Annotated in this window: 27 protein-coding genes and 2 other RNA genes; 11 read left to right on the forward strand and 18 right to left on the reverse strand. The window is 49.4% G+C overall.

Features of this window, described 5'->3' with window-relative positions:
- Positions 1 to 134: 134 nt before the first annotated feature.
- Complete coding sequence (locus tag ACNRUY_RS19610) at positions 135 to 416, reverse strand: helix-turn-helix domain-containing protein (protein WP_488113351.1); 282 nt, start codon at positions 414 to 416, stop codon at positions 135 to 137.
- 442 nt (positions 417 to 858) lie between these two features.
- Between ACNRUY_RS19610 and ACNRUY_RS19615 the strand changes: the two genes are divergently transcribed.
- Together ACNRUY_RS19615 and ACNRUY_RS19620 are read left to right on the forward strand one after the other, a co-directional pair.
- On the forward strand, positions 859 to 1,131 hold the full coding sequence (locus tag ACNRUY_RS19615) for a S24 family peptidase (RefSeq protein ID WP_488113352.1): 273 nt from the start codon (positions 859 to 861) through the stop codon (positions 1,129 to 1,131).
- A 96-nt stretch (positions 1,132 to 1,227) separates the two neighbouring features.
- Positions 1,228 to 2,133 carry a BRCT domain-containing protein gene (locus tag ACNRUY_RS19620; RefSeq protein ID WP_488113353.1) on the forward strand — a complete coding sequence of 302 codons (906 nt, stop codon included), beginning with the start codon at positions 1,228 to 1,230 and terminating at the stop codon, positions 2,131 to 2,133.
- Between the two features lie 147 nt (positions 2,134 to 2,280).
- Here ACNRUY_RS19620 and ssrA (ACNRUY_RS19625) read toward each other — a convergent pair.
- Positions 2,281 to 2,680, reverse strand: a transfer-messenger RNA (tmRNA) gene (gene ssrA / locus ACNRUY_RS19625).
- A 238-nt stretch (positions 2,681 to 2,918) separates the two neighbouring features.
- Here ssrA (ACNRUY_RS19625) and ACNRUY_RS19630 point away from each other — a divergent pair.
- A complete protein-coding gene (locus ACNRUY_RS19630; protein ID WP_488113354.1) occupies positions 2,919 to 3,980 on the forward strand; it encodes an aldose epimerase family protein in 1,062 nt (353 codons plus the stop codon).
- A gap of 53 nt (positions 3,981 to 4,033) precedes the next feature.
- Here ACNRUY_RS19630 and ACNRUY_RS19635 read toward each other — a convergent pair whose 3' ends face one another.
- From ACNRUY_RS19635 to ACNRUY_RS19650, 4 genes are all read right to left on the reverse strand, one after another.
- Entirely contained in the window at positions 4,034 to 4,294 is a 261-nt protein-coding gene (locus ACNRUY_RS19635; RefSeq protein ID WP_488113355.1) for a hypothetical protein, read from the reverse strand.
- A gap of 289 nt (positions 4,295 to 4,583) precedes the next feature.
- Positions 4,584 to 5,438: a PA4780 family RIO1-like protein kinase gene (locus tag ACNRUY_RS19640; RefSeq protein ID WP_488113356.1), complete on the reverse strand. Its 855-nt coding sequence runs from the start codon at positions 5,436 to 5,438 to the stop codon at positions 4,584 to 4,586.
- 517 nt (positions 5,439 to 5,955) lie between these two features.
- Positions 5,956 to 6,237, reverse strand: coding sequence for an addiction module antidote protein (locus ACNRUY_RS19645; protein ID WP_488113357.1), 282 nt, complete (start codon positions 6,235 to 6,237; stop codon positions 5,956 to 5,958).
- 3 nt (positions 6,238 to 6,240) lie between these two features.
- Complete coding sequence (locus ACNRUY_RS19650) at positions 6,241 to 6,540, reverse strand: type II toxin-antitoxin system RelE/ParE family toxin (RefSeq protein ID WP_488113358.1); 300 nt, start codon at positions 6,538 to 6,540, stop codon at positions 6,241 to 6,243.
- Between the two features lie 105 nt (positions 6,541 to 6,645).
- Between ACNRUY_RS19650 and ACNRUY_RS19655 the strand changes: the two genes are divergently transcribed.
- Complete coding sequence (locus ACNRUY_RS19655; RefSeq protein ID WP_488113359.1) at positions 6,646 to 7,278, forward strand: group II intron maturase-specific domain-containing protein; 633 nt, start codon at positions 6,646 to 6,648, stop codon at positions 7,276 to 7,278.
- Between the two features lie 100 nt (positions 7,279 to 7,378).
- Here the strand turns inward: ACNRUY_RS19655 and ACNRUY_RS19660 are convergent, their stop codons facing one another.
- From ACNRUY_RS19660 to smpB, 8 genes are all read right to left on the reverse strand, one after another.
- Entirely contained in the window at positions 7,379 to 9,073 is a 1,695-nt protein-coding gene (locus tag ACNRUY_RS19660) for a DUF2326 domain-containing protein (protein WP_488113360.1), read from the reverse strand.
- Complete coding sequence (locus ACNRUY_RS19665; RefSeq protein ID WP_488113361.1) at positions 9,061 to 9,300, reverse strand: ABC-three component system middle component 6; 240 nt, start codon at positions 9,298 to 9,300, stop codon at positions 9,061 to 9,063. The genes ACNRUY_RS19660 and ACNRUY_RS19665 overlap by 13 nt, the downstream gene beginning before the upstream one ends.
- Complete coding sequence (locus ACNRUY_RS19670; RefSeq protein ID WP_488113362.1) at positions 9,272 to 9,886, reverse strand: ABC-three component system protein; 615 nt, start codon at positions 9,884 to 9,886, stop codon at positions 9,272 to 9,274. Before ACNRUY_RS19670 ends, ACNRUY_RS19665 begins: the two co-directional genes overlap by 29 nt.
- A gap of 3 nt (positions 9,887 to 9,889) precedes the next feature.
- Complete coding sequence (locus ACNRUY_RS19675) at positions 9,890 to 10,192, reverse strand: hypothetical protein (protein ID WP_488113363.1); 303 nt, start codon at positions 10,190 to 10,192, stop codon at positions 9,890 to 9,892.
- 127 nt (positions 10,193 to 10,319) lie between these two features.
- Positions 10,320 to 10,562 (reverse strand): hypothetical protein, encoded by a 243-nt coding sequence (locus ACNRUY_RS19680; RefSeq protein WP_488113364.1) that lies wholly within the window; start codon positions 10,560 to 10,562, stop codon positions 10,320 to 10,322.
- Between the two features lie 668 nt (positions 10,563 to 11,230).
- Positions 11,231 to 11,597, reverse strand: a transfer-messenger RNA (tmRNA) gene (ssrA, locus tag ACNRUY_RS19685).
- 86 nt (positions 11,598 to 11,683) lie between these two features.
- Entirely contained in the window at positions 11,684 to 13,282 is a 1,599-nt protein-coding gene (locus ACNRUY_RS19690) for a hypothetical protein (RefSeq protein ID WP_488113365.1), read from the reverse strand.
- A 392-nt stretch (positions 13,283 to 13,674) separates the two neighbouring features.
- Entirely contained in the window at positions 13,675 to 14,154 is a 480-nt protein-coding gene (smpB, locus tag ACNRUY_RS19695; protein WP_488113366.1) for an SsrA-binding protein SmpB, read from the reverse strand.
- A 627-nt stretch (positions 14,155 to 14,781) separates the two neighbouring features.
- On the opposite strand from smpB, the gene ACNRUY_RS19700 reads away from it, so the two are divergent.
- The 3 genes from ACNRUY_RS19700 (at position 14,782) to ACNRUY_RS19710 (ending at position 17,130) form a co-directional block, all read left to right on the forward strand.
- Positions 14,782 to 16,140 carry a sodium-dependent transporter gene (locus ACNRUY_RS19700; RefSeq protein WP_488113367.1) on the forward strand — a complete coding sequence of 453 codons (1,359 nt, stop codon included), beginning with the start codon at positions 14,782 to 14,784 and terminating at the stop codon, positions 16,138 to 16,140.
- A gap of 177 nt (positions 16,141 to 16,317) precedes the next feature.
- Positions 16,318 to 16,761 (forward strand): type II toxin-antitoxin system RatA family toxin, encoded by a 444-nt coding sequence (locus ACNRUY_RS19705; protein ID WP_488113368.1) that lies wholly within the window; start codon positions 16,318 to 16,320, stop codon positions 16,759 to 16,761.
- Between the two features lie 21 nt (positions 16,762 to 16,782).
- Positions 16,783 to 17,130: an RnfH family protein gene (locus ACNRUY_RS19710; RefSeq protein WP_488113369.1), complete on the forward strand. Its 348-nt coding sequence runs from the start codon at positions 16,783 to 16,785 to the stop codon at positions 17,128 to 17,130.
- Between the two features lies 1 nt (position 17,131).
- Here the strand turns inward: ACNRUY_RS19710 and ACNRUY_RS19715 are convergent, their stop codons facing one another.
- Positions 17,132 to 17,512 carry an outer membrane protein assembly factor BamE gene (locus tag ACNRUY_RS19715; protein WP_488113370.1) on the reverse strand — a complete coding sequence of 127 codons (381 nt, stop codon included), beginning with the start codon at positions 17,510 to 17,512 and terminating at the stop codon, positions 17,132 to 17,134.
- A gap of 89 nt (positions 17,513 to 17,601) precedes the next feature.
- On the opposite strand from ACNRUY_RS19715, the gene fur reads away from it, so the two are divergent.
- A complete protein-coding gene (gene fur / locus ACNRUY_RS19720; RefSeq protein ID WP_488113371.1) occupies positions 17,602 to 18,006 on the forward strand; it encodes a ferric iron uptake transcriptional regulator in 405 nt (134 codons plus the stop codon).
- A 241-nt stretch (positions 18,007 to 18,247) separates the two neighbouring features.
- Here fur and ACNRUY_RS19725 read toward each other — a convergent pair whose 3' ends face one another.
- Complete coding sequence (locus ACNRUY_RS19725; protein WP_488113372.1) at positions 18,248 to 18,604, reverse strand: DsrE/DsrF/TusD sulfur relay family protein; 357 nt, start codon at positions 18,602 to 18,604, stop codon at positions 18,248 to 18,250.
- Between the two features lie 143 nt (positions 18,605 to 18,747).
- Complete coding sequence (gene recN / locus ACNRUY_RS19730) at positions 18,748 to 20,463, reverse strand: DNA repair protein RecN (protein ID WP_488113373.1); 1,716 nt, start codon at positions 20,461 to 20,463, stop codon at positions 18,748 to 18,750.
- A gap of 220 nt (positions 20,464 to 20,683) precedes the next feature.
- On the opposite strand from recN, the gene grpE reads away from it, so the two are divergent.
- The 3 genes from grpE to dnaJ all read left to right on the forward strand — a co-directional run bounded on the left by grpE (position 20,684) and on the right by dnaJ (position 24,747).
- Positions 20,684 to 21,262, forward strand: coding sequence for a nucleotide exchange factor GrpE (grpE, locus tag ACNRUY_RS19735; protein WP_488113374.1), 579 nt, complete (start codon positions 20,684 to 20,686; stop codon positions 21,260 to 21,262).
- 223 nt (positions 21,263 to 21,485) lie between these two features.
- A complete protein-coding gene (gene dnaK, locus ACNRUY_RS19740; protein WP_488113375.1) occupies positions 21,486 to 23,420 on the forward strand; it encodes a molecular chaperone DnaK in 1,935 nt (644 codons plus the stop codon).
- Between the two features lie 181 nt (positions 23,421 to 23,601).
- Complete coding sequence (gene dnaJ, locus ACNRUY_RS19745; protein WP_488113376.1) at positions 23,602 to 24,747, forward strand: molecular chaperone DnaJ; 1,146 nt, start codon at positions 23,602 to 23,604, stop codon at positions 24,745 to 24,747.
- 521 nt (positions 24,748 to 25,268) lie between these two features.
- On the opposite strand, the gene ACNRUY_RS19750 is transcribed toward dnaJ, so the two are convergent.
- Positions 25,269 to 26,048, reverse strand: a complete 780-nt coding sequence (locus tag ACNRUY_RS19750; RefSeq protein WP_488113377.1) for an isochorismatase family protein — start codon at positions 26,046 to 26,048, stop codon at positions 25,269 to 25,271.
- Between the last annotated feature and the right edge of the window lie 176 nt (positions 26,049 to 26,224).

The following is a 26,224-nucleotide window of genomic DNA, read 5'->3' on the forward strand; positions in this document are numbered from 1 at the left end:
AAGAACGCCAATGGAAACTCTGATAGATGGCAAAGAGATCTGGAAGGAAAAATTTGTAGCCTGAATTTGACCTGACAGACACCCTCTGAAAAATCGGTGACTGTCAGATCAGGTCTGAACTACTACACCTGAGTTCACAACGAACCAGGCCGTTTTCTCTGTCCTTCATCCCCAGTACTCCTCCCCACCAGATAGTCAATGGAACACTCCAGTTCATCCGCCAGACGAATCAATGTTTTCACGTTTGGCTCTCGCCTGTAGTTGACCCAGTTGCACACCGTGGATGGCCGAACGCCGATCCGGTTTGCTAACTCCGTTCGTGACATTTTCAATCGGTAAAGCTGTCTCAGAATACGATCCCCCAGCAGATGACAACGAGCGGGTTTCCCTTGGCTCTCTGCTTGAAAGTCATTCAAAAATTCACGCTCTGAAACAAATTTGCATGAAAGTGCTAATTGAGTTGGTAATCCTCGCTTCAGGAGGGGTATATAAACGCAGGTTCATCGAAAGTTCTCCCTTTGCAGACTGCTGATCAGGCAGTCAAAGCTGCAAAAACGAAGGAATCAGTATAGAACGGAGCCCCGTTATGGTGAGAAGAAAGAGAGTTAGCGCATAAAAAGAGAAGAAGGGAGGAAGGGATTTGGGAGCCGGGCGTTGATCAAGTCACTCCAGCGACCCCCTGAGATTTTCCCGAAGGTATTGTATAACCCAGGACACCCGGCAGAGAAGCCACTGGTGTCCGCTTGTGGGATGGCACCCACCTGAAGTCCGTGATCAGCGGTGCAGGCAGACATCGCCATTATGCGTTATTTGCCTGCCCTAATACAGCGTCATGACGCTGGAGGCCTGGGGGAAGTGATGGATTACCCAAAAATAAGTTACTACCGGGTGAGCAAACCCAATCTGAACGATTATCAACAGGGGGCGATTGTGCTGGTGGAGAGGGGGAAGGCTTTCAACACCGGCGATACCGTGCTGGTGGATTGGGATGGAGCGGTGGCCGTTGGAGCCATTCATCAGCAGGGTGGAAAAATCTGGTTTCAGCCACAGACAGCGGCTGCACCTAAGATCCTTCTACCGGATCTAAAGTGTGTTCTCGGTGTGGTGGTGGGCTGTCATGAAGTGGAGTAAAACCGCCAGTCCAGCACCTACAAAAAACACACTTTGGTAAAAGCAGAATTCTTTATATCATGCGATCTTGGACAGTTGATCCGACCGGGGGAGAGAATGAAAAAAGAATCTGTTTTGAATGATCAGGGTGAACCCGTAAACCGGGCATTTAATTATCACAGAAATACTGAAAAAGCATTTCTGACCTTGCGTGGTATTCTTCAGGGGGTGGTGGCTGATACCGAGTTGAATGATCGGGAAGTACTCTTTCTGGATACGTGGCTGAAGAATGAGCGTCATGTGAAAATGGAGGGAGATATTCTGGATGTTTGTGACTTGCTGACGGATATTCTTGAAGACGGCGTAGTCACTGCCGACGAACTGCAAGATCTCAAAACCCTGGTCTCGGATGTACTGGAGTACGGCCACAATGATGAAAGCAACTATGAGGCCCAGCTGAATCAATTACTGGGTTATCTACAGGGCATCAGTGCAGACAATGAACTGACAGATAAAGAGATAACCGCATTCAACCTCTGGCTGAAAGAGCGGGAAGATTTATTATCGGCCTGGCCCGGTGATGTTCTTATGGAAAGAATCAAAGAGATCCTGGCCGATGGAGTCATCACTGAAGAAGAGAAGGCAGACCTTCTTGAAACGATCAAGCAGGTAACTGGGCAACGCTTCCTGGAAACTGGCGTTGCGCATGGCATGGCAACAGAGTTTTGCACGGAATCTGTAGCACAGGTAGCCATTGATCAATCCACTATCTGTTTCACAGGAAAGTTCGTTTCAGCCAAGCGGGCCGACATTGAGAAGCAGGCCAAAGCCCTGGGAGCATCGCTATCCAAGTCCATCACCAAAAAGGTCGGGCTTGTAGTCATAGGCACCCTGGCCAACCGGGACTGGAAGTTCAGCAGCCACGGCCGAAAGATTGAGGCGGCACTGAAACTGCAAAAAGAAGGCTTGCCCGTAAAAATCATCACCGAGAAGAACTGGCTCTCCCTGATCAAACAGGGCTGATATTCCAGGCATAAAAAAACAGCATTTCCAACAACCCTGATTCAGAAGGCTGTCAAAAATGCTGTCATTCTAATGCTAAATGTGGGCATTTAAATGCCACTTTAGCACCATCGCCCCTTTATAACTCATTGATTTATAAAGGGTGATTGGTGGAGGCGGCGGGATTTGAACCCGCGTCCGCCAGCTCTCAGCCTTCGGCTCTACATGCTTAGATCCACCTTTAATTTAACGCCATAACGACCCAGTGGTCGGGGTTTTATGGAGCGATTCTCACAGGTTTTAACCCGTCAGCCAGAGACCTGCTGAGCGTGGCGAGTCTGCTTACGGTGACAGTCCGGATACCAGCCAGCAAACGAACCGGATGGACTGGAAGCTTCGCAGGGTTTAGCTACGATTAAGCAGCGATGGCGTAAACGCCTTCGTTTGCAGCTTCAGTAGTTGTCATAGTGGCAACTAATAGGTTTGTAGTGTTTTGATTAACGAGAGCCACTACGCCCTCGGCATGCACCTCAGGGTTCGATACCGTCGTCGAATCCGAATCGCCCCCGGACTTCTTATTTATAGAGCAGAGAGCCATGGCTGGCAAGCACTGAGGGACGGGGTATTTGCGCTTTTTCTGTGACCCAAGGCAGGGATTCGGCGGGGCTAGCGTAGGTACTATCCTGTTTTCTGGTGCCGCTATCGCGGTGATGACGTTTTACTGGCTGTGATGGCCATGAACGAGGCAGGGCGGTTTTCCGGCAGGTTGGCCTGAAGCCGCAATGCCCTGAGATATCGACGGTCTTATGAAGATTATCCAGGACGTGTTTGGAGCCACTTACCGGGGAGAACCGGTTCACCGCTATAAGCTGTGCAACACCAGGGGGATGGTTGTCTCCATTCTTGACCTGGGTGGCATTATTCAGAGTATCCAGGTGCCTGATGGAGAAGGAGTCCCCGGAGAAGTGACGCTGGGCTGTGATTCCGTAGCGGATTATGAACGGTCCGGAGCTTATTTTGGTGCGATTATTGGCCGGTGTGCCAACCGGATAGCCCGTGGCAGGATGAATGTGAATGGACGGTCCCTGGAACTGGCCTGCAACAACGGCATTCACCATTTACATGGTGGGCGTGAGGGGTTTGACCGGAAAATCTGGCGTGTGGAGCAGAAGCGTGGTGATTCAGAATGCTCTCTGGTTCTGCATTACACCTCGGTCGATGGCGAGGAAGGTTATCCTGGCAACCTGGATGTTCGGGTGGGTTATACGCTGAATGACCTGAATGAACTGCGAATTGACTACCAGGCCAGTACAGATCAACCGACGGTGGTGAATCTGACCAATCACACTTATTTTAATCTGCTGGGTAAAGGTGACTGTCTCGGGCACCGGTTGCAGCTCCATGGGGATCGATATACGCCTGCGGATGAAACGGCTATACCCACCGGCGCGGTGGAATCGGTCGAGGGGACACCCATGGACTTCCGGGTTATGAAAGCCATCGGGGAGGAGATCCAACAGGACTTTATTCAGTTGCGTCAGGCCGGTGGTTACGACCATAACTGGGCGCTGAGGATCGGAAATGAAAGTCCCTCATCTCCACAACTTCTGGCGCGGGCTGAAGAGCCGGAGTCAGGACGTACCCTGGAGGTGTTGTCTACCCAGCCAGGTGTCCAGTTCTACACGGGCAACTTTCTGGAAGGGGAACCTGGCCGTGGCGGTGCGTCCTGCATCCAGAGAGCCGGTTTCTGTCTGGAGACCCAGCACTTTCCGGATGCTCCCAATCAGCAGGCGTTTCCCTCGATTGAGTTGAACCCTGGTGAAGAGTACCGGCACCAGACCGTCTTCCGGTTTGGCCTGATGGGTTAAGTTGATTCTAATGAGAAGTGGCTTGACCGGTTAACTTCGCTGCGGGTTTCCGGTCAGGCGGTTTCTGTCAGCAGTGCCTGCCATTCCTGATATCGCTTTTTCAATCGATCGAGGTAATACCGGGTCTCTTCCAGTTCTTCGTCGGAAGCTCTGAGTGAGTCCGTGGGGTGCAGCACTCTTTTCAGCCACCGTTCCATTTTCTGGATTTCTGCTTCCGCCACCATTACCCGCACAGGCACGGATGGGATTTGCTGGTAATCGATGTAGCCTTTGCTATTTTTAGGCACCATGGCCAAATTGATGCGTTGTGACATGGGTCGCCAGCCTTTCTGCGTTATTTCACTTGCACTATTGTGCTTATATTCATTGAGGATTGCTACTGCTGGCTGGTTGGTGATTGATCAGGTTTCAGCACCGGTTATTGCTGGTTTTCATTCTTATTCTTTTACTGCTTTGATGGCACTTGGGATAAGCGGGGTCACGGATGGAGGGGCTGCTTAGTCGGTGCCGTTATACAGGGAGATATGGGTGGGGGGGACAGAAGGAGAAGGGCGCCAACGGTATCCAATAAGCGTTGCGCCCGATATATCCTGTTTTAGAGTCTTAATCGGACTCATTATCACGAAGGCGCTTCTGCTTTTCCTCCTGCTCCGCAATGACTGACTGGATTTCCGCCAGCATGGCGTCCACATCGGCGCTTTGGGTATTCTCCTTGAAATACCCCGTCAGTTCGGTGTCCAGGGTCAGTTTGCTCTCTTCATAGAGCGTCCAGATTTCGCTGGCATAACGGGTCTTCAGCAGCTCTGGCGCGAACTGGGCGTAATATTCAGTCATGTTGTTAACATCACGTTCCAGCATGGCACGGGCATTATTGTTGGCGGAAGCATCAACCGCCTGGGGAAGGTCGATAATGACCGGGCCATCTTCTGCCATCAACACATTAAACTCAGACAGGTCCCCATGAACGATACCGGCGCAGAGCATGCGCATGACATACGTCATCATGGTGGCGTGATCTTCCCGGGCCTGTTCTGCAGACAGGGTGATATCGTTGAGGCGGGGGGCAACGTAGCCCTCATCATCCAGAATAAGCTCCATCAGCAGTACGCCGTCGATACAGTCAAAGGGCTTGGGTACCCTGACTTTGGCACTGTCCAGACGGTAGAGGGCATCCACCTCGGCATTCTGCCAGGTTTCTTCCTGCTGCTGACGGCCATATTTTGAGCCTTTCTCCATGGCCCGGGCGCGACGGCTGTTACGAACCCTGCGTCCTTCCTGGTACTTTACTGCCTGCTTGAAGCCACGCTTGGCCGCCTCTTTGTACACCTTGGCACATCGGGTCTCGGAACCGCATTGCACAACATAAACATCGGCCTCTTTGCCGCTCATCAATCTGCTGATGACCTCATCTACCAGACCTTCGTCTACCAGGGGTCGGAGTCGTTTTGGAATCTTCACCTTATCTTTTTATCGTATCCGGGCTTAAGAAGAAATAATTATTCGCCCTTATGGAAATAAAGATAACAGTGTAGATGAAATGCCGGGGAAGGGGGCACACCTCTATGGTGTTGGCGGGGCAAAGGCTGATGGGGACGGTACTCGCCTGGTCACTACAAGACAGGCATGTCCGAATCCGCTGTTGCTTTATCAAACAGCGGCGAAAGTGGAAAACCAAAGTCGCTAATCTGACCAAGTTAGGCGTTGATGCGCTCAAGGCCACAGGAATCGGAAGCAGCAACAAAGGGTATTACCGGATATCAAGAACATATGCTGTCCAGTTCAGACTAAGCGACAAATATCTTCCCGATATCGGGTTTGTTTCCCTGAAAGAGTTATGGATCAGGTTTCATCATCATCGGTGAACCAACCGGTGCGGACCCTATGTGCTTGCATGCTCGTGGTACCGGGTGGTGTGGGGAGAGCTGGAGATAAGCCAGCTCTTACCCGGTTTATGGGTGTGCTCAATATTGCAATTTTAGCCAGCGATAGCAAGCCTGACTTTTAAAGCGTGCAAAAGCCTATGAATCGTATCCCATCTTGGCTGAACTTTGCCGCTGAAGGTTTTATAGAGACTTTCTCTGTTAAGTCCCGTTTCTCGAGCAAGATTCCCAATCCCTTTGTGCCTTGCAACATGACCGAGAGCGATGATGAAAACACTAGGATCTTCATCAAGATAAGCTTCTGAAAGAAATTCAGCTATTTCATCATCTCCCTGGAGCAGGTCAACAGGGTTAAATGGTGTTAGCTTTTCACCCATTTGCTATTCCTCCAAGTTTTTTAATATTTCCTTGGCCAGCTGAATATCCCGTGCCTGGCTGGACTTATCGCCACCAGAAAGCAAAATAACAAGCTGACCATTCCGAATAGTGAAATAGATTCTATAGCCTTTACCTACAAAAATCCGCATTTCACTGACATCACCACCGACAGACTTAACATCACCCAAGTTTCCTGCTTCGGCTCGAAGCAAGCGCATGGCTATAGCCTTTTTCGCTTGTCGATCCTTAACTTTTGCAAGCCACTTGTTGAACGTTTCTGTCGTTACAATTTCATAGCTCATTTCAGAAATGTAGTCTACAGGCTACATGCTTGCAAGATCGATTAAGCAATAAATACTTCAGTAGGGAATGAACGCATGCTTTGATGCCACGGGCCGTGAGCGGACTTGGCTGTATTCCATGCCAGCCACCGGTTTACACGATACGCCGATGACTTTGTCATCCTGACAGGCAGCGAACGAGCGGGAGTTAGGGTGATGGAAAGCATCAGCCGATTCCTCGAGCGCAAGCTGAAGCTGAAGGTAAACGCCGGGAAAAGCAAGGTGGTCAAGGCCACTGAATGCGAGTTTCTGGGATTTACCTTCACAGGGAAGAAAATCCGGTGGTCTGACAAAACCCTGCACCGATTCAAGCAGAAGATACTCGCCCTGACTGGTCGCAGTTGGGGAGTGTCCATGCCCTATCGGCTAAGAAAGCTGGCTGAGTATCTCCGTGGCTGGATGGGTTATTACCAACTGTCCGAATACTACACCCCTATCCCGTTGCTGGATCAATGGATACGCCGTCGAATCCGCTGTTGTTTTATTAAGCAGTGGAGAAAAGCGAAAACCAAAGTCATCAATCTGATCAGGCTAGGTGTTGATGCACTCAAGGCCGCCTGTATCGGAGGCAGCAACAAAGGGTATTACCGATTATCAAGAACGTATGCAGTCCAGCTTGGACTCAGCGACAAGTATCTTGCAAGTATAGGGCTTGTTTCCCTGAAAGATTTATGGATCAGGTTTCACCATCATCGGTGAACCGCCCGGTGCGGACCCGCACGCCGGGTGGTGTGGGGAGAGCTGGAGAGAAGCCAGCTCTTACCCGATTTAAATTCATGCTTCAGGTTCCAGTAGATATTTAGACTTTGAAGAATTTATCGGTTTCTGAGAGCTCAAGTACTGTATTTTCTTTTTTTATGGACGGGCTCATGAAGCTAAGCTTGTCATTTAAAATGGCTACAATTGTTTGGATTTTTTCACTATTAGCAACATTAAATAGTTTTTCTAGTTTTTCTTCATCCGCAGATTCTAGATAGTCCTGAATTGTGAATTTTGGGAGCTTTGAGCCAAACTCAGCATTGAACTTAACTAATGACATATCAAAAGCCATTGAAGAAACTCTTGGTACTCCATCACCAGTATTTAAATTGTCATTAATAATTGAAAAAGAAATCTCACCTTTGTCGTTTGTATCTGCATTTAGTCGATTACGGTGGGTAGTAAATAGTTCTTGCGTAATCTTGCTGTAGAACATATTGAATACATCTAAATTCTTATTAAAACCTTCAAGGAGTGACTCTATTTCTCTCTTTATTTTACTTAGGTCATTGCTCTTGCTGGATATATATGAATCTAGCTTTTTTACTTCATCAATAACATATGATATCGAGCCTCTTTTTTCTTTTTGCTCTTGAATTTCTCTTTCAATGAGAATAAATCCACTAAGATGACCTTCATTAGCCAGGTCTTTTGTTAGAGCTTTTTCACTGTTTAGTGAATCTGTAAGGTTTGTTTTAAGATCCCTTAGTTCATTTTCAAGTATTGCACTTTGAGTTTTAACAAATTCTGCTTTTCTCAGAAAAATTGAGTTATGAAAATCAATAGTTTCTTGCAGTGTTTTTGTAATATTAGGAATGAGGATTTTTGCTTCGTTGTATATGTTTTCTACTGTCGAAACATCAATACTTGAAACCTTTTCTTCATATTGTTTTATTGTCTTTTGATTATAAAGAATTCTTGTTTCAAGGTTGGAAATATCTGAAGCTAGTCTAGCAATATGCTCTCGCGATACTTTCAACTTATCAAGAGCATCATTATGTATACCACTTAAGTCGTATTTTTCTTCTTTTTCTTGTAATAAAAGAATTTCTTCATCTATAGCTGAAAGTTGATCTTTGTAAAACCGCAATGTTGAACCATTTAAAATGGCAGACTTCCTGGATTCTGCAATTGATATTTCGTTTTTGATTTCAATTTCTAGTTTGAGTTTTTCTATCCCCTGAAAGCCAAAGATATACGAGTGTATAAGGCTATATTCATCATCTGACGTGAAAAATGTAAGGTATTTATATGCGTTATTTGCTGTTGGCCTAGATATTCTCACATATCTATTTTTTATGGAGTTGTATTTTGGTTTTTCAAAATTACAGCCAAATATTGATCCAATAACTCGTTTGAATTTTGTATGTGAATGGTACTCTTCATCATTTATCCAGCTGAATTTCTTTATTATAAATCTACGTTTCTGTTGAACTTCCTGAAGTTTTCTTACAATTGTGTATGTTATACCATCAGATCTGAAAATAAGCTGAAATGTTATTTCTCCTGACAGTAATAGATTCTTTATTTCGTGGTTTATATTTCCATTCTCTGGGTCTTTCCATAGACTTTCCCCGTCTGAACCTAAACAAAAATTGATTGCCCTTAGAAAAGTGCTTTTTCCTAATTGGTTCCCTGCAAGGCCATTATTAGTAACTATGTTAAGTCCATCTTTAAATGGGATTTCTCGTATTGCCTCTGATTTTTTGTAAATTGTCAGTTTTATGAGTTGCATAATTTAATATTGCCTGAAGATGTTGTAGTTACAGCTCCTGCGATATAAAGCCAGTCAAGAGTATAAAGAAGATAAGACAGAGAGATATTGCCGATTTTACTATTGTATTGACTATGTAATACGAATGGACAAATATCATTGAATTGAAATTCATTGATTATCTTCAATACGTTAGAGCCTATGATATATAAGCTTTTATCAGGTGTTTGAAGGTTGGATACTATCATCAGGCTTTTCTAGTATTTGACAGTTTATGAACCCATAGCATACAACAAGTTCTTGTGCTGCTTGTACAAGTTCAATTGGATATGTTACATCACCATTCGCTGTGGAAATAATTTCCTTTGAAACCTTTAGAATAATGCGGTCGGAATTTTTTGCAATTATGCCTATCACATCATCCTTGTTAGAAGGGTCTATGTCATTTTCTATTAACAATTCTTTCTTTATATTTTTGTATTTTTTATTGAGGGCCCATAAAAAGGTTTCTCTTGCCCCTGGGTCTTCATTATCTATGCTGTCTAGTGAATTTTCTATGAGTGACATATATCCACTGAATTCTTTAAAGTCATCAGCATAGTTTATTACCCGGTTATAAGTTATCTTAAGCTCAGTTTCAGGGTATAAAAAACTTACGCTTTCTGCACTATTTTGTGGACGATGTTCTTCTATGATTTTAATCAGTAAAGGATTGAGTATTGATGGAAGTCTTGATAATGACTTAATTATACTAACTTTTACATCACCATCCCTATTTGTGATAGCTATACCATTTTCTGACGCTGATGTTGTTTGTTTCCTAAATAATGACACTTATTACTTGTCCTTTGTAATTGTGATATTTCCATTTCCAGTATTGTTTATGGCTGTACCATGATCTTTAGCTGTTACTGTAACGCTACCAGATTTTCTGGACTGTACTTGTGCAAAAACCAAAAAGAGAAATGCAATGAGTGTGATTGTTATACTGAATAATAAAGCTTTGTATGTTTGATCAGATGTTAGTGTTGAGAATATCTCAATTTTAATCCACTCAATGTGGACAAAGTAAATTAATGCAGTTCCTAATGTGGCTAAGCTAAAACCAGCTTTAGACGCAGTTTTTAATATTTCTATCATGTTTACTCAAATGCCTATGTTTAGAGAATTTAACGCCGCCAGCAACGGCCGAAATGGAGCGGCGAAGCCGCGGAATGTAGGTCCAGCCCACGAAGTGGGCGATGTTGCCTGGCTTTGTTAAACATTTTTACGCTAGCTCCCAGACTCCTGTTGGAGAAGCCGCTACTGGTTTCATTGCACCACTATTTCTAAGTTGATTGGCAGCCCAACGCATATCGTACTGCCACTTATAAAAGAGGTCACCAGATCGGCGAAGCTCTGACTCATGGTTGTCCCAGATATACTTCGCGACCTCAAGTAGTCGAGCACTACCACCATTTGCTTTTATTGCTGCTTCGACCCAATCGGGTAAATCTGCTTTAGTTGCCATACTTCTTCCTTGATGTTTAACAGCTATTAGATCTCAAACCGAGTAATATCGAATATTAGGGACAAAAAAACTCAGACTAAGAGATAATCTCCCGATTCTTTTCTTATTAACTCAAAATAAGAGATATTACTGATGTCGTATGACATCGTATCTTTTTGATGTAAAATAACTTTCCGGGTTTTAACTTGATATATTTTCCAATATGACTCATTTTTGGCCGTTGCCTAAATGAGTGCCCCAGTAAGTATTCTGTTGAAAACTGGACATCTCAAACTGCTCATAAATGGCCCACCTTTTCAGTGCATTTCACGAGCAGAAATGGCTCAGATAGAGTGCCAGCGAGCAGACTTTTGTCTGTGAAGGAAGAAGCGAGAGCGTACTGACAACAGATAATATTTTAGTCAGAAATGATGAAAACAGCGAAAACGCTACCGCCCGGCTTGCCATTTTCAAGACTGCTCAGGAAGGGTGGATCATTTGTAGTCACGGCCATTGTCTGCATAAAGCTGACCAATCGTACCATAAGAAAAATGAACATTATATTGACTCAGGGTTGAACGACAGGGTTCAGGTTTGGCTGTACCCTGTCCTGGATGGACACTGTCCGTTGCCATTTATGCCCTCCAATAAAAAAGCCCTGTAGATGGGTGATCTACAGGGCTTTGTGTTGGTGGAGGCGGCGGGATTTGAACCCGCGTCCGCCAGTCCTCTGCCTTTGGCTCTACATGTTTAGATTCCGTTATTAGGTTAACGCAGAACGACCCAACGGTCAGGGTGACACTACGCGATCCTGTGCGTTTTAGCCCAGTCGGTACAGGCAGCCGACTGTGACGATTCTATTTTCGGTAGCGGTCAGGTCCATCCAATAGACAAAACAGAGTGACCGGGAGAAGGCTGTTATTAGGCAGCCATAGCTCCTTGGTAGCTATTATCGTTAGCAACTAGAACGTTTGCAGTGTTTGGATTTACGAGAGTCACTACACTCTCGACATGCACCTCGGGTTTCGTAACCGTCGTCGAATCCTGATCGCCCCCAGTAACAAACCTCTGTCGCATTTATGCCAAAAATGAATAAGAAAAGCAACAGGATCAGTACTTAAGTTCAGCCTTTCCCGGTTTTTTTACTGGATGTTGCAGGGCCATTCTCTCGGTCGGGTTTGTTTTTCTGGTGTGTGGTTATCCGTCGTGTAATGGTTCTGGGCAGCGTTTTGCTGCCCTGATGCCTGGTCATTGATCAGCCAGTTTTTCCCTTCCCTGAGCCTTTTGTTGTCTGGATCAAGCAGGCGTGCCGCCTCTAATAAGAGCTGTTTGTCCTGATCCGTCAGAGGAGGCTGCTGCCACTGTGAGTGTTCAGCAAAGCTGGGGGCGGTATCGGAGCCTGGGTTGTAGTCCAGGTAAAGCTCAGTATGTTCATCCAGTTTTTCACTGGTAATGGAGGCAACTGCAATGGTCTTATCCAGGGTTGTGATATTTTTCAGCCGAATGAGTTCTGTCTCTGTTATGGATTGGACGGCCTGGGGGGCAATAAAGGTTCTCAGGTGGATGTTGGCGGGTTTTCTATGATTCATATACCGAAGGGGGCCTTCAACCTGGATGCCAAAGTGAATTTCGGCTTGCAGCTTGTGACCCCGACTGGGCACAGGTTGAACAATGCAGTCAATCCAGAGAGTATGGCTGTCAGAATCCAGCAGCCGCACACTGCCCTCGTGAAGCTCAAAAAGACAAACCCTCTTATTATTCACCTCTAACTCATAGGCCATTGATCCTTCCAGGAGTCCTAAAACCTGATTTTTTAAAGCGCTGTGGCGACAGAAGCTGCCTGTGCCCTCTGTTTGACTGGCTCCCTGGTAAACCCAGTAAGACTGGTCAGAGCGTTTAACTTTCAAACGGATCGTGGGCAGTCCTGTGTTTTGGGTGACGATAACGGTTTGTGGCCTTTTGTCATGAGCCACTCTGGTTTTTCTTTTTTTTCTGGGCGGTTCTACCGGATACGGTGATGGGCGCTTTGTATCACTGAAATGGGTTGACCGCGAGCCCCTGGATATATCGATCCATTGACAAAATTGTCGGGTGAGAAATTGAATGCAGTGAAAAAGCCTTGTTGTTGTTTCGCCTGGGAGTGACTCATTACTGCTCTCTGGAGAGGGGACTAAATCCACCTGGAGTTGCTCCTGGATCGTGCTGTCTTCCTGATGTCGGATCTCTGGGGAGAGCTGGTTGCAGGGGACTGCAATGACGAACCCTGCCATTGATTCAGGGTTATTGGAATCCATTTCCAGAGACTGGGTGGCGCCCTGGTCCTTGGGTGGTTCATCGGATTCATCTTCTCTGCTCTGGGTAATGACCAGTGTCAACAGGAACCATTCCATCTCATTATCTTCGTCGGCTCCTTCCATCAACCAAGCGTTCTCTCCGTCATCGGTGTCAACGGATAGGGCGGGTTCACGCTGCTGGTTGTTATTGCGATCATCCTGTTGCATCAGGCTGTCCCAGGCTTTTCTGGACGTTTGATACCAGTGCCGGATGTTTTTGGAGCTGGAGAGAATCTGTTGCTTGATGTCTTCATGGTCCTGGAGCGCTCCCTGTATTTTTCTGTGCTCCTCATCTGGAATGATGGGTGGGGCGTTTTGAGGGAGGATAGGGATGTCATGGAAATGGGAAATAGCCAGCAATGTTGCCGGAGATATCTGGCTGTTTTTTTCAAGGATGCCCACGGCCATGAGGAGTGAAGGCTGGAGGGATAAAAAAACAAGCGCGGAAACCCTGACTTTCTTTATTGACCGTTTTGTTATCAGCCGGGGCAAGTTATTGGGGCGATAAGAAGGCAATTCCTATTCTCCATGCCAATGTGTGAATGATCTGGATGGCTGGAATATAGGACAGGAAACGCTCAGTTGGGCGTTTGATTAATCATTAGATACACCCCTGGCGGTGCTGGGAAGACTGGCATGGGTTATATCGAGGCTTTGGTAGTTGGTCTCAATGTGTTCGCCATGAGGTATTTAGCTTTTCCCTCACCCCAGCCCTCTCCCAGAGGGAGAGGGTGTTTGGTGGTGCAACGTTTAAAGCCTTTTGGTGGCGTATAGGGACTATACGCCAGAGGAGGGTAGGTTCAGCCGCGGTGCATGACCCGCTGTTTCTCAATGTTCCATTCCCGCGCTTTGGTGGCAGCGCGCTTGTCAAATTCCTTCTTACCCCGGGCGAGGGCAATCTGGCACTTGATCAGGTGACCTTTCCAGTACAGCTTGATCGCAATACAGGCATGACCTTTTTGCTGGGTGGTGGAAAACAGAGTGGCCAGCTCCCTTCGATTCAGAAGCAGCTTCCGGTCGCGCAGAGGATCCGCCACCACGTGGGTTGAGGCGGTGTTCAGGGGAGTGATCTGGGCGCCAATCAGCCAGGCCTCACCGTCTTTGAGCAGAACATAGCTGTCCACGAGCTGAACCTTGCCCTGGCGGAGACTTTTGACCTCCCAGCCTGCGAGGGACAAACCTGCTTCGAAAGTCTCGTCGATATGGTAGTCATGACGTGCTTTCTTGTTGATGACGATGGATGAATCGCCTTTTTTACCTTTCTTTGAACTCTTTGCCATGGCCCGGATTATAGGAGGAGCAGAAGGAGAAGTCACTTATTCTTGTCGATACACGGTACCAACCACAATAGCTCCCCCATCAATTGGTGAAAATTGCTGGATGCAGGGTTTATTGTGCAGAAAAAACACTTTTTTGGCTGTCTGGGTGGCAAAAAAGTATTGAGCCGTACTGGTAAACCGATACAATGCGATCGCTGCCCTTCTTCTCTCTTTCCCGGTTATATCCCGCTGAGCAACTGTCTGATGGCGGTGATCAGGGGAAAACTGTGGTGTGCGCTTTGGGTATGACTTTCAGCCGCTTTCGTGAAGATCTCGCGGGATAGGGAGCGTTGATAGTTAGCCATAAGACCAGTTCATCACGGAAGTGCTCAGACAAGGCGAATGGCGCAATGCATGGTGGTTTCATGTATCAGTCATTCAACGAAGTATGAGCACTTCCGTGTTGAACCCGAAGGGCCGCTCAGGGATAACGCCATGCTGCGTTACTCGCTTCTTATGTGGAACGACCACATTGCAAAGCTCGCGCCTTGCCTGGCGTAATCCCTGAACGGCTGGTCCCATGTCTAACTATCAACGCTCCCTGGTGGCAGACCAATAAATCTATAATTGTGTTTCGTTGGGGAGCTCATGTCAGGACAAAATCCGACTGCATCGAAAAAGACCTGGACCAATCGCTGGACCTTTCTGCTGGCGGCCGCCGGTTCTGCAATCGGTCTGGGTAATATCTGGAAATTCCCTTACATTGCCGGGCAATACGGTGGTGGTGCATTTGTCATGATCTATCTGCTGTGCATCGCCATTATGGGGGTGCCCCTGCTGATGGCTGAAACCGCCATTGGTCGTCATGTACGCCTGAGCCCGCTCAACGCCATGCGTAAGCTGACCAGTGAATTGGGCGTCTCCAGGCTCTGGGGCGTGGTAGGCTGGATGGGAATGCTGGCCGGTTTTCTGATCCTTTCGTTTTACAGCGTAATCGCCGGCTGGTCTTTATCCTATGCCTGGGACATCGTAACCGGCGCCTTCAGTGGCATGAATGCTGACCAGGTGGGGGGCGAGTTTGGTGAGCTGGTGTCGTCTGCTCCCCGACAGGTTCTCTGGCACACAGTCTTTATGCTGATCACTCTGGTCATTACCGCCCGTGGTATCCATAAAGGTCTGGAAAAAGGGCTTCAGGTGATGATGCCGGCTCTGTTTGCCCTGCTGCTGGTTATGCTGGGCTACAGTATGCTGGAAACGGGACAGTTCACCCGGGGGCTGAGTTTCATGTTTACGGTGGACTTTTCCAAAGTGACCGGTGAGGCTTTTGTGGCGGCCCTGGGGCAGGCGTTCTTTACCCTCAGTCTCGGGATGTGCTGTCTGATGGCGTACGGTGCTTACATGCCCGCCAACAACTCCATTCCCCGTACTGCCATCAATGTGGCGGTGCTGGATACCGCCATGGCCATTATCTCGGGCCTGATCGTTTTCCCTATCGTTTTTGCCTATGGCCTGGAGCCTTCTGCAGGTCCGGGGCTGCTGTTTGTTTCCCTGACCGCCGCCTTTGTCCATATGCCCATGGGTGAAGTGTTTGGGTTCCTGTTCTTCGTTTTGGTGGGGATTGCCGCTTTGAGTTCGGCCATTTCCCTGGTGGAGCCTGCCCTTTCCTGGCTGACGGAGCGGACTACGCTTGGACGTACGGCCGCTACCATTATTCTCTGTGTCTCCATCTGGTTTGTGGGACTGGGGACGGTATTTGCCATGAGTGGCGATCTGACGTTTACCCTGTTCGGCAAGAACTTCTTTGACCTGCTGGACTATTTTACCAGTAATATTCTGCTGCCCATGGGTGGGTTGCTCATCTCCATCTTTGCCGGCTGGGTGATGAAGCGTTCTACGATGATGAAAGAGCTGGGGCTCAGCGTTGGGGTCTTTAACCTGTGGCGAGCCATGATCCGGGTGATCGTACCGCTTTGCGTGCTGGTTGTATTGATCACTGCGTTGTTTTAATACGGCCTGACCGTTGTGAACAAAAGGCTGGAATAGGGTATCCTATCCAGCCTTTTTTTATGAAAGTGCAGCGTACTGGAGCCTTCTGCCTTTTATCGGGTTTGAGGTGAGCTGCATTTTTTGTCTGTTTTTTAGCTCAGAGCTGTTTTCAGCTCACGGCTGTAGGGAACGTGATTTATGCCAAGGATTTCCCGCTCTTCACTGGTGATGTATTCCGTTGATCAGATGTACGACCTGGTCAGTGATGTTGAGTCCTATCCGGAGTTCTTACCGGGCTGTGCTGGCGCCCGAATCAATTATCAGGAGGGTGAGGCACTGGAGGCCACCATTGAAGTGGCAAAGGGAGGGCTCAAGCACAGCTTTTCCACCCGGAACCGAATGCGACCCGGGCACTCTATTGAAATGAAGCTGTTGGAAGGGCCGTTCCGCTATTTGTCGGGTATATGGACGTTTCAGGCGCTGGGTGGGCCTGACGGTGAACCCGGTTGCAAAGTGGCTCTGGAGCTTGAGTTTGAAATGAGTAACCGCCTGACCCAGGCGGCCCTGGGGCCTCTGGTGGGACAGATGCTGAATGCCATGGTGGACGCCTTTGGCAAGCGGGCCAGGCAGGTTTACGGCTGACTATTTCAGTAATAGGCATTCATGACAGATCACCCGGAGAGCGTTATGGATAATCCAATGGATGATGAATCAATCTCTGTTGAAGTGGCTTATGCCAAGGCCAGTGAACAGAAAATTATTCCACTGAAAGTGACCAGGGGAACCTCTCTGCTGGAGGCGGCCAGGCAGTCAGGCATTGTTGACTGTTTTCCTGAGATTGAGCTGGACAGTGCCAAGCTGGGACTGTTTGGCAAAGTGGCTCCCCGGCCTGCAGAACAGGAGGCCAGGGAGGGAGATCGTATCGAGATATACCGGCCCTTGATTGCCGACCCCAAAGAGGTGCGCAAAAGAAGGGCGGAACAGGCGAAGTTGAAAAAGCAGCAGGGCTGAATTACTTTTCCTCAGGTTCAGGCTTGATATCACCCTGAATGGAGGAGAGCTTGTTGCCACTGAAGAAGATGGTGAGGGTCTTCTGGGTGCGCTCCTTGCCACCGGGCTGGTCGCTGTAGACGTAATCCCAGCGGTCCTTGTCAAAGGCATCTTCCAGCAAGGGCGTGCCCATGACGTATTGAACCTGGGCACGGGTCATCCCCGGCTTAAGCTGATTGACCATCTCCTGGGTAATGACATTACCCTGCTGGATATCAATTTTGTAGGCACCGGGGAAGCTGATAAGCTTCGACCCACTGTCCGTGGAGCTGGCGCATCCTGTCAGCAGCGCAGTGGACAAAAGTGCAGCGGCGAGGGAGACCGTGGTTTTTTGCATCGGCATCAGACTTCCACTATCTTGCTCAAAAATGAAATACTTGCACAAAAATGTGATAATAGCAGGATTCTCTTGCAAAGGGTTAGGGAAACGTTTTGGAAAATCAAGAGTTGCGTAAAGCAGGATTGAAAGTCACCCTGCCTCGAGTAAAAATTCTGCAGATCCTTGAAGGCGCCTCTGGCAAGCACATGAGCGCTGAAGACGTCTACAAGGCTTTGCTGGAAGCGGAAGAGGACGTTGGTCTGGCAACGGTCTACCGGGTGCTTACTCAGTTTGAGGGGGCCGGGCTGGTGGTGAGACACAACTTCGACAGTGGCCATTCGGTCTTTGAGCTTTCCCGTGGTGATCACCATGACCATATGGTGTGCATGGAAAGCGGCGAGATTGTTGAGTTTATTGACGAAGAGATTGAGAAGCGTCAGCGGGAAATTGCCGACCAGCACGGCTTTGAGATTGTGGACCACAATCTTGTGTTGTACGTCAGACCTAAAAAGAAATAACCCGGATTTCAGGGTCTTCTGAGTCGGCTCTCTCTGAGAGCCGAAGGTGCAGGTCAAAACAGTATGTCTATACCCAAAGGATTTCAAGTTGCTACGCGGCGGCAAAAGAGCGAAACCCCAGGAGCTTAGATGAACTAAGTGACTGGGGTGAGCGATAGCAGCCAACAAAGTAGCAACTTGAAAGGCAACGGGTATAAACGGCCGACGCCTGTCGGCTGTGATGCTGACATCCAAATCCGGATCAGAATGTCAGCACTTTGTCCGCTTCCATGGTCCAGTCAGAAAGGTCCATCATCGACCCCACCTCTGCCCCTTCAATGAGGCTGGATGCCTCAATGCCTCGGGCGGCAATGCAGGTAGTGCAGAGCTTTATGTCCGCTCCCAGCTCAACCAGTAAAGTCATTAGCTGCTGGATATTGTATCCTTCCGACGGTCGCTGGCCGGGCAGAGCTGCAAAAACAGCGTCGGACATCAGAAACAGCTTGATGTGGACACCGTTTTCATATTTTCGCTTCAGGTTCAATGCCAGGCGCAATGCGTTAAAGCACTTTTCAGTACCGTAAGGGGCATCGTTCAGAATAAAAACCACGCTTTGCATTCCACGCTTCTCCGGTTGAAAAAACTACGCTTCAATTGGAAGGGGTTAATGGTAACGACTTACGGCAGTTGTTCAATGTTGACCGTATCAGGAAGGTGCTGAAGTGGGTTCCTGAATACGGCCGTTTTGTTTTCGGCTTATTGTTATGTGGAGGGTAAGGATTCAGGGCGACCCACCTGGGATGCTTGAGCCTGAAGCAGCATCTCCTGGGCATGATTGAGCGTCGGTGATGTGATTTCAATACCTCCGAGCATCCGGGCGATTTCAGTGATCCGGTGATCGCCTTCCAGTCGGTGAATTCGGGTGCTGGAGGTTGACCGGCTGCTTTTCTTGCTGACATGAAGGTGCTGGTGGGCCTGGGAGGCCACCTGGGGCTGGTGAGTGACGCAAAGCACCTGTCCGGTTTTACCGATTTCCCTGAGCATGCCTCCGACAATTTCTGCGGTTCCCCCGCCAATGCCCACGTCCACTTCATCAAATACCAGCGTCGGGGTGTTGGTTGACTGGGCAATAATGACCTGAATGGCCAGGCTGATTCGTGACAGTTCCCCCCCTGAGGCCACCTTGCCAAGGGGTCTTGGGGGTTGTCCTGGGTTGGTGGTGACCAGGAATTCGATGGCTTCCAACCCCAGGGGAGACACCGCTTGTGGATTAACGCTGGTGAGTTCAATCTGGAACCGGCCCTTGGGCATCCCCAGCAGTGCCATGCGGTCAGTGATCTGTTTTTCCAGCTTGCGGGCCGCGCTCTTTCGTTTTTTAGATAGCTGATCTGCGGCTTTCTGGTGTTTAGTCAGAAGGTGTTCCAGGTTGGCCTCCAGCTCCAGCACCTGTTCATCATGGTGCTGTATTTTTTCCAGCTCGTCGCTGATCTGCTGTTGCCGGGCCGGGAGTTCCTCGGGTTGAATCCGGTGCTTTCGGGCCAGTTCATAGATGGCGCTCAGGCGCTCCTCTATAAACTGGGCTTTTTCCGGATCGGCTTCGAAATGATCAATAAACTGATTCAGTTCCCCCGCGGCTTCTTCCACTTGAATCTGGGCGGATGACAGCATTTCCAGGCAGTTGTTGATGGCTGAATTATCCATCTGCAGGTCGCTGAGTTTGTGGAGGCAGCTGGAGAGCTGCTGGATAAGGTTGTTTCCGTCGTCTGATCCGCAGATCTGGGCCACCTGGTGGCAGGCGGTTAGGATATTGCCGGCCTGTGATTGCTGCTGTTGTTCTGCTTCCAGAGACTCTACTTCGCCCGGCTGCAGGTTGATCTGCTCCAGCTCCTGGAGCTGATAGGACAGCAGTTGAATCCGCTCTTCCCGCTCCTGCTGTTGTGATACCAAAGCTTTCAGGACTTCAGACGTTCGGTGATGTTCAAGGGCCGCCCCGGATACCTTTTGTGCCAGGTGAGTGCTTTTGGCGAAGTGATCCAGCAGTGTCGAATGATTGCTTTTGTTCAGAAGCGACTGGTGTGCGTGCTGGCTGTGTATATCAATCAGGTGGCTGCCGATGCTTTTCAGCTCGGTCAGGGTGGCGGGAGTGCCATTAATATAGGCTCGGGACCGCCCCTCGCGGGTGATCACCCGTCGCAGAACACACTCGCTGCTGTTCTCAGTGTCATAGTCTTTTTCTTTGAGCCATTGCTGTGCTGCCGGAATGGTATTCAGGTCAAAACGGGCCTGGATGTCGGCCCGCCTGGCGCCGGTGCGGACGCAGTCGGAGTCCGCCCGTCCGCCCAGGGTGAGGCTGAGTGCATCCAGCATGATGGACTTGCCAGCCCCGGTTTCTCCGGTAATGGCGGTCATTCCTGGACTGATCTCAAGGTCCAGCTGGTCAACAATGGCGTAGTTGCTGATGGTGATTTGATTCAGCATAACGGCTTCCCACATTCCCAACGCAGGGTTACTGTTTATTTATACAGTAACCTGTAGATTGTCATCGGTAAAGAAATTTTGCCCTTGAATCCTGCCGGTCTATCCCCATATTGCCTGTCAGTATGATTAAACTGGGCTGACTCGATGGGTCAGTGCCCGTGGCAAACAAGCGCTGGCTGAATGCGTTTCAGTCAGTCGGCAAATCCGGAGAACCGTCGGAATGACTGTAGAAAACGGCAAGGCAGAAGAGCAGGTTCAAAAGCCTGAGGCGGATGCAGAGGGTGTTGACCCGATTCTGGAAGAGGTTGTGGAAGAGACCCCTGAGATTGACCTGTCTGCCCGGGTGGAAGAGCTGGAAGAGCAGCTGGCCCAGGCCAAAGATCAGGTGCTGAGGGCTCATGCGGAAGCCCAGAACACCAAGCGTCGTGCAGAGCAGGATGTGGAAAAGGCCCATAAGTTTGCTCTGGAAAAGTTCGTCGGTGAGTTAATTCCTGTCGTGGAAAGCCTGGAAAAGGGCATTGACAGTGCCGAGCAGGCTGAGGGGAATCATGAGGCCCTGGTGGAAGGAATGCGGCTGATTCAGAAGCAGTTCCTGGATGCCCTGGGCAAGTTCAAGGTAGAGCAGGTGAACCCGGCGGGTGAGCCCTTTGATCCGAACTTCCATCAGGCCATTTCCATGGTGCCGAACCCGGATATGGAGCCCAATACTGTAATGGATGTTTTCCAGAAGGGTTACACCCTGCATGGTCGTGTGGTCCGCCCGGCCATGGTGGTGGTCTCCAGCGCAGTGGCCGGATAAGAAGTGTTTTTCAGGGCTTTCTTCAGAAGATTGTAAACAAGGCCCTTGAAAACGCTTCAGCCGATCCCATATAGGGAATCAAAGGCAGAGACAACAGGCGCACAGCGCCGAAGGTAAAGCATAAGGTAGAACGCCGGCAGGCGTGACAGTCGATAGACTGCTCGGACCGTTAAACAGTTTTAAAGATTTCAGCCCTGGAGCCAGGGCAGTGGAGAAGCGCGAAATGGGTAAAATAATCGGTATTGATCTGGGCACCACCAACTCCTGTGTGTCTATCCTGGACGGTGAGAAGGCCAAGGTAATTGAAAATGCAGAAGGCGCCCGTACGACGCCTTCCATCATTGCCTACACCGATGACAGCGAAATTCTGGTGGGCCAGCCTGCCAAGCGTCAGGCGGTCACCAACCCCGATAACACCCTGTTTGCCATCAAGCGCCTGATCGGTCGTCGTTTCAAAGACGACGTAGTTCAGAAAGACATCAAAATGGTGCCTTACAAAATTGTTGAGGCAGACAACGGTGATGCCTGGGTTGAAGTCAAGGGCGACAAGAAAGCTCCTCCCCAGATCTCCGCTGAAATCCTCAAGAAAATGAAGAAGACCGCTGAGGACTACCTGGGCGAAGCCGTCACTGAGGCGGTTATTACCGTACCGGCTTACTTTAACGACTCTCAGCGTCAGGCTACTAAAGACGCCGGTCGTATTGCTGGTCTGGACGTCAAGCGGATCATCAACGAGCCAACAGCTGCAGCCCTGGCTTACGGCATGGACAAGCGCAAGGGTGATCAGACCATCGCTGTTTATGACCTGGGTGGTGGTACCTTTGACGTCTCCATTATTGAAATTGCCGACGTGGACGGTGAGCACCAGTTTGAAGTACTGGCCACCAACGGTGACACCTTCCTGGGTGGTGAAGATTTCGACCTGCGCCTGATCGACTACTTGGCGGATGAATTCAAGAAAGACCAGGGTATTGACCTGAAAGGGGATCCTCTGGCCATGCAGCGTTTGAAGGAAGCTGCAGAAAAGGCCAAGATTGAGCTGTCTTCTGCCCAGCAGACCGATGTAAACCTGCCGTACATTACTGCAGACGCCACCGGACCTAAGCACCTGAACGTGAAGGTGACCCGTGCCAAGCTGGAGTCTCTGGTTGAAGAGCTGGTGATGCGCTCCCTGGAGCCTTGCCGGGTGGCGGTCAAGGATTCCGACCTGGATCTGTCTGACATTGACGAAGTGATTCTGGTGGGCGGTCAGACCCGCATGCCAATGGTTCAGGAAAAGGTAGCCGAGTTCTTTGGCAAAGAGCCTCGTAAGGACGTAAACCCTGACGAAGCGGTTGCCATGGGCGCTTCCATCCAGGCGGCGGTTCTGGCAGGTGATGTCAAGGACGTGCTGCTGCTGGACGTGACTCCGCTGACCCTGGGTATCGAAACCATGGGCGGTGTGATGACGGCCCTGATCGAAAAGAACACCACGATTCCTACCAAGAAGTCCCAGGTGTTCTCCACCGCCGACGACAACCAGACGGCAGTGACCATTCATGTTTGTCAGGGTGAGCGCAAGCAGGCCAGCAATAACAAGTCCCTGGGACGGTTTGACCTGGCGGATATTCCTCCTGCGCCTCGTGGTATGCCTCAGATTGAGGTGAGCTTCGACCTGGATGCCAACGGTATCCTGAACGTGTCCGCCAAGGACAAGGCTACGGGTAAAGAGCAGTCCATCGTGATCAAGGCGTCTTCCGGTCTGTCCGATGACGAGATTGACAAGATGGTGCAGGACGCTGAAGCCAACGCGGCCGAAGACAAGAAGTTTGAGGAGCTGGCCGCGGCCCGTAACCAGGCAGACGGTCTGGCCCATGCTACCCGCAAGACTCTGGAAGAGGCGGGTGACAAGGCCACTGAAGAAGAGAAGGCGGCCATCACCAAGGCGGTTGAAGAGCTGGAAGCAGCGGCCAAGGGCGATGACAAGGACGAGATTGAAGCCAAGACCAAGGCGCTTTCTGAAGCTTCTGCTGGCCTGGCTCAAAAGATGTACGCTGAAGCCCAGCAGCAGGAAGGTCAGGCTCAGGATACCGGTGCCAGTGCCGAGTCTGGTGCTGCGGATGATGCCGTGGATGCCGAGTTTGAAGAAGTGAAAGAAGACAAGAACAAAACCGCGTAAATCGCCTTTGGTAATTGGAAGGCTGATTTGAGTGGTGGCTGTTGAGGCCAGACGGCGCGGGAGTTATTCCCGCGTTGTCGTATCTATGAAATATACAGGTTTGTCAGACTTGACCATGAATCCAGTTCACTCTGTGTTTTCATGCTCGACTGGTGAATGCAGGTAGCTCAGGGTTTTACTGATGTCGAAACGTGATTATTACGAGGTGCTGGGTGTCGACAAAGGCGCCTCGGACAAGGAGATCAAAAAGGCGTACCGCCGGATGGCCATGAAGTATCATCCGGACCGTAACCCTGATGACAAGGCCGCAGAAGAGAGCTTCAAAGAGGTGAACGAAGCCTTCGAGGTTTTGTCCGATAATCAGAAAAAAGCCGCCTATGACCAGTATGGTCATGCCGGAGTTGACCCCAATATGGGAGGCATGGGCGGTGCTGGAGGCTTTGCCGGTGGCAATTTCGGGGATATCTTTGGCGATGTGTTCGGAGATATTTTCGGTGCTGGCGGTGGTGGTCGAAGCCGGAGTTCTGTTCAGCGGGGCGCTGACCTGCGCTATCAGCTTGAGTTGAGCCTGGAAGAGGCGGTCAAGGGGGTTTCCAAAAAGATCCGGATTCCTACTCTGGTGGGCTGCAAAGAGTGTGATGGCTCCGGTGCCAAAAAAGGCACCCAGCCTACGGGTTGTACCACCTGTGGCGGTGTGGGTCAGGTTCGCATGCAGCAGGGCTTTTTCTCGGTTCAGCAGACCTGTCCGGATTGTCGTGGCACTGGCAAGATGATCAAGGATCCCTGTCGTGCCTGTCACGGTGAGGGACGTACCCAGGAATACAAGACGCTTTCCGTGAAAATTCCATCCGGAGTGGATACTGGCGACCGTATTCGTCTGGCCGGTGAAGGTGAAGCGGGCGTTAACGGTGGACCGGCCGGTGACCTCTATGTTCAGGTGAGTGTGGCGGATCATCCGATTTTCCAGCGGGATGGCAAGCATCTTTACTGCGAAGTGCCCATCACCTTTGTGGATGCGGCTCTCGGTGGTGAGCTTGAAGTGCCCACCCTGGATGGCCGGGTGAAGCTGAAGATTCCCGCGGAAACCCAGACCGGCAAGTTGTTCCGTCTGCGTGGAAAAGGGGTTATTCCTGTTCGTGGTGGCAGTGCTGGCGACCTGATGTGCCGTGTGGTGGTGGAAACGCCCGTGAAGCTCAATGAGCGCCAGAAAGAGCTGCTGAAAGAGCTTCAGGATACCTTTGATAAGTCAAAGTCTTCCAAGCACTCTCCCAAGAAGGAGTCCTTCTTTGAAGGGGTGAAGAAGTTCTTCGATGACATGACCTCGTAACGGTTTTCTTTTCGCTCTGGGCATTTGTTCTGCGTAAAGTGTCTCATGGGCTTTGTAAGAAAGAGAGGCAGGATTAATCTGCTTCTCCTTCTCCTTCTCCTTCTCCTTCTCCTTCTCCTTCTCCTTCTCCTTCTCCTGTTTTTGGCGTGTTTAAAGCTGCTGGCTTGATATATTTTTGCGCTTGTTGAAAGTCTTATGGCCGTAATTCACATTGTTTGCCCTTAGTGTGGTGTCAATACACAAGCGGTGTTCTCAAAAGTGCAAAGGTTGAAACGTGCCATCAAGGGTGTCTGTTCTGCCTGTGGTAAGAGACTTTTAGTCTGGCTGTGAACCGCTTCAGAGTCAGGGGGCTGTCACCTTCATTGCGCGCTTAAAACCAACTCTTCCAGTGCACAGTGATCAGTCTTTTCTTACATAATGTCAAAGTGGATACGCTCTGCGTGATAAAGTGATTTGCGAATTCATATAAGGGAGCGCTGTCAACGGTTCTGAATTAGGGGTGCGGGTTTAGATGGTTGTTGTTAGTTCATAAAATTGAAAAATGTTACGTTTGTTTCAGGGTCATAAAAGTCATCATGGTCGTAGCGTTTAAAGTGAGTGATATCTCTTGATGGCGTGCATATGATTTCGAGTTTGCTGGATGATACTGTTTGCTTTATTTTCCTGATCGTTTTGAGGAAACAGGACTCTTCTTTTCGTAAGAGCTGTTGCAGTTCATGGTAGCTTGGGGTTTTGTGATACCACCAGTTGGTGGTTGTGATCGCGAGGGGGAATAAGGTGGTGTGGTAGTGTAACTTCAGGCTGTCTTCTATCGTTGCGGCTATGCAGAGAGAGGTAAATGCGCCGGTAATGATCAGGTGTTTTCGATTATTTTCTTTCAATAGGGAGTTTAGCTTTCCGCCGCAAAAGCCGCTGGCTTGTCCGGGTTCTTTTCTGATGAAGTGGTAGCCACTACTTTGTTTTATGTATTCTGGAATAATGTCTTCTGGGCATTCAAGGTGATTTTCGCTGACACACACCACAAGAGCGTTTATGGAAAAAGCGTGTCTGACGATGCTGGTTATTTGCTGCGTGGTATCTTCAAGCCCTGGCCGAACGGTGCCCCCTTCGTACATATCAAGAACAATGACTGCGGTGTTTTCACCTTTCAGCTGGTTCAGGTGTGCAATGTAATTGTGGGCATTTATGGAGGGAGTTGATAGAAGGAGAAGGTAGATAGCGAATCGCATTCTTTGTTCACTGCTTAATCGCCTTTTTCTTTGTGTGCTTGCGGCGCTGTTCAAATTAAATGTTGCTAACATGGTCTATACTCCCTGAGCATGAGAATTGTCGTGTAAAGTGGAGTTCCAGCCATGAAACCTCAGCAATTCCAAGACATCCTGAAGTCCATACCCATGATGTCCCCAGAGCAGATCGGTGTCCTCCATAAAACTCTGCCGCCCTCACCCATTGCCGGTGATGCACAAGGTATTTCCGG

It is taken from the genome of Endozoicomonas sp. Z74, assembly GCF_057680865.1.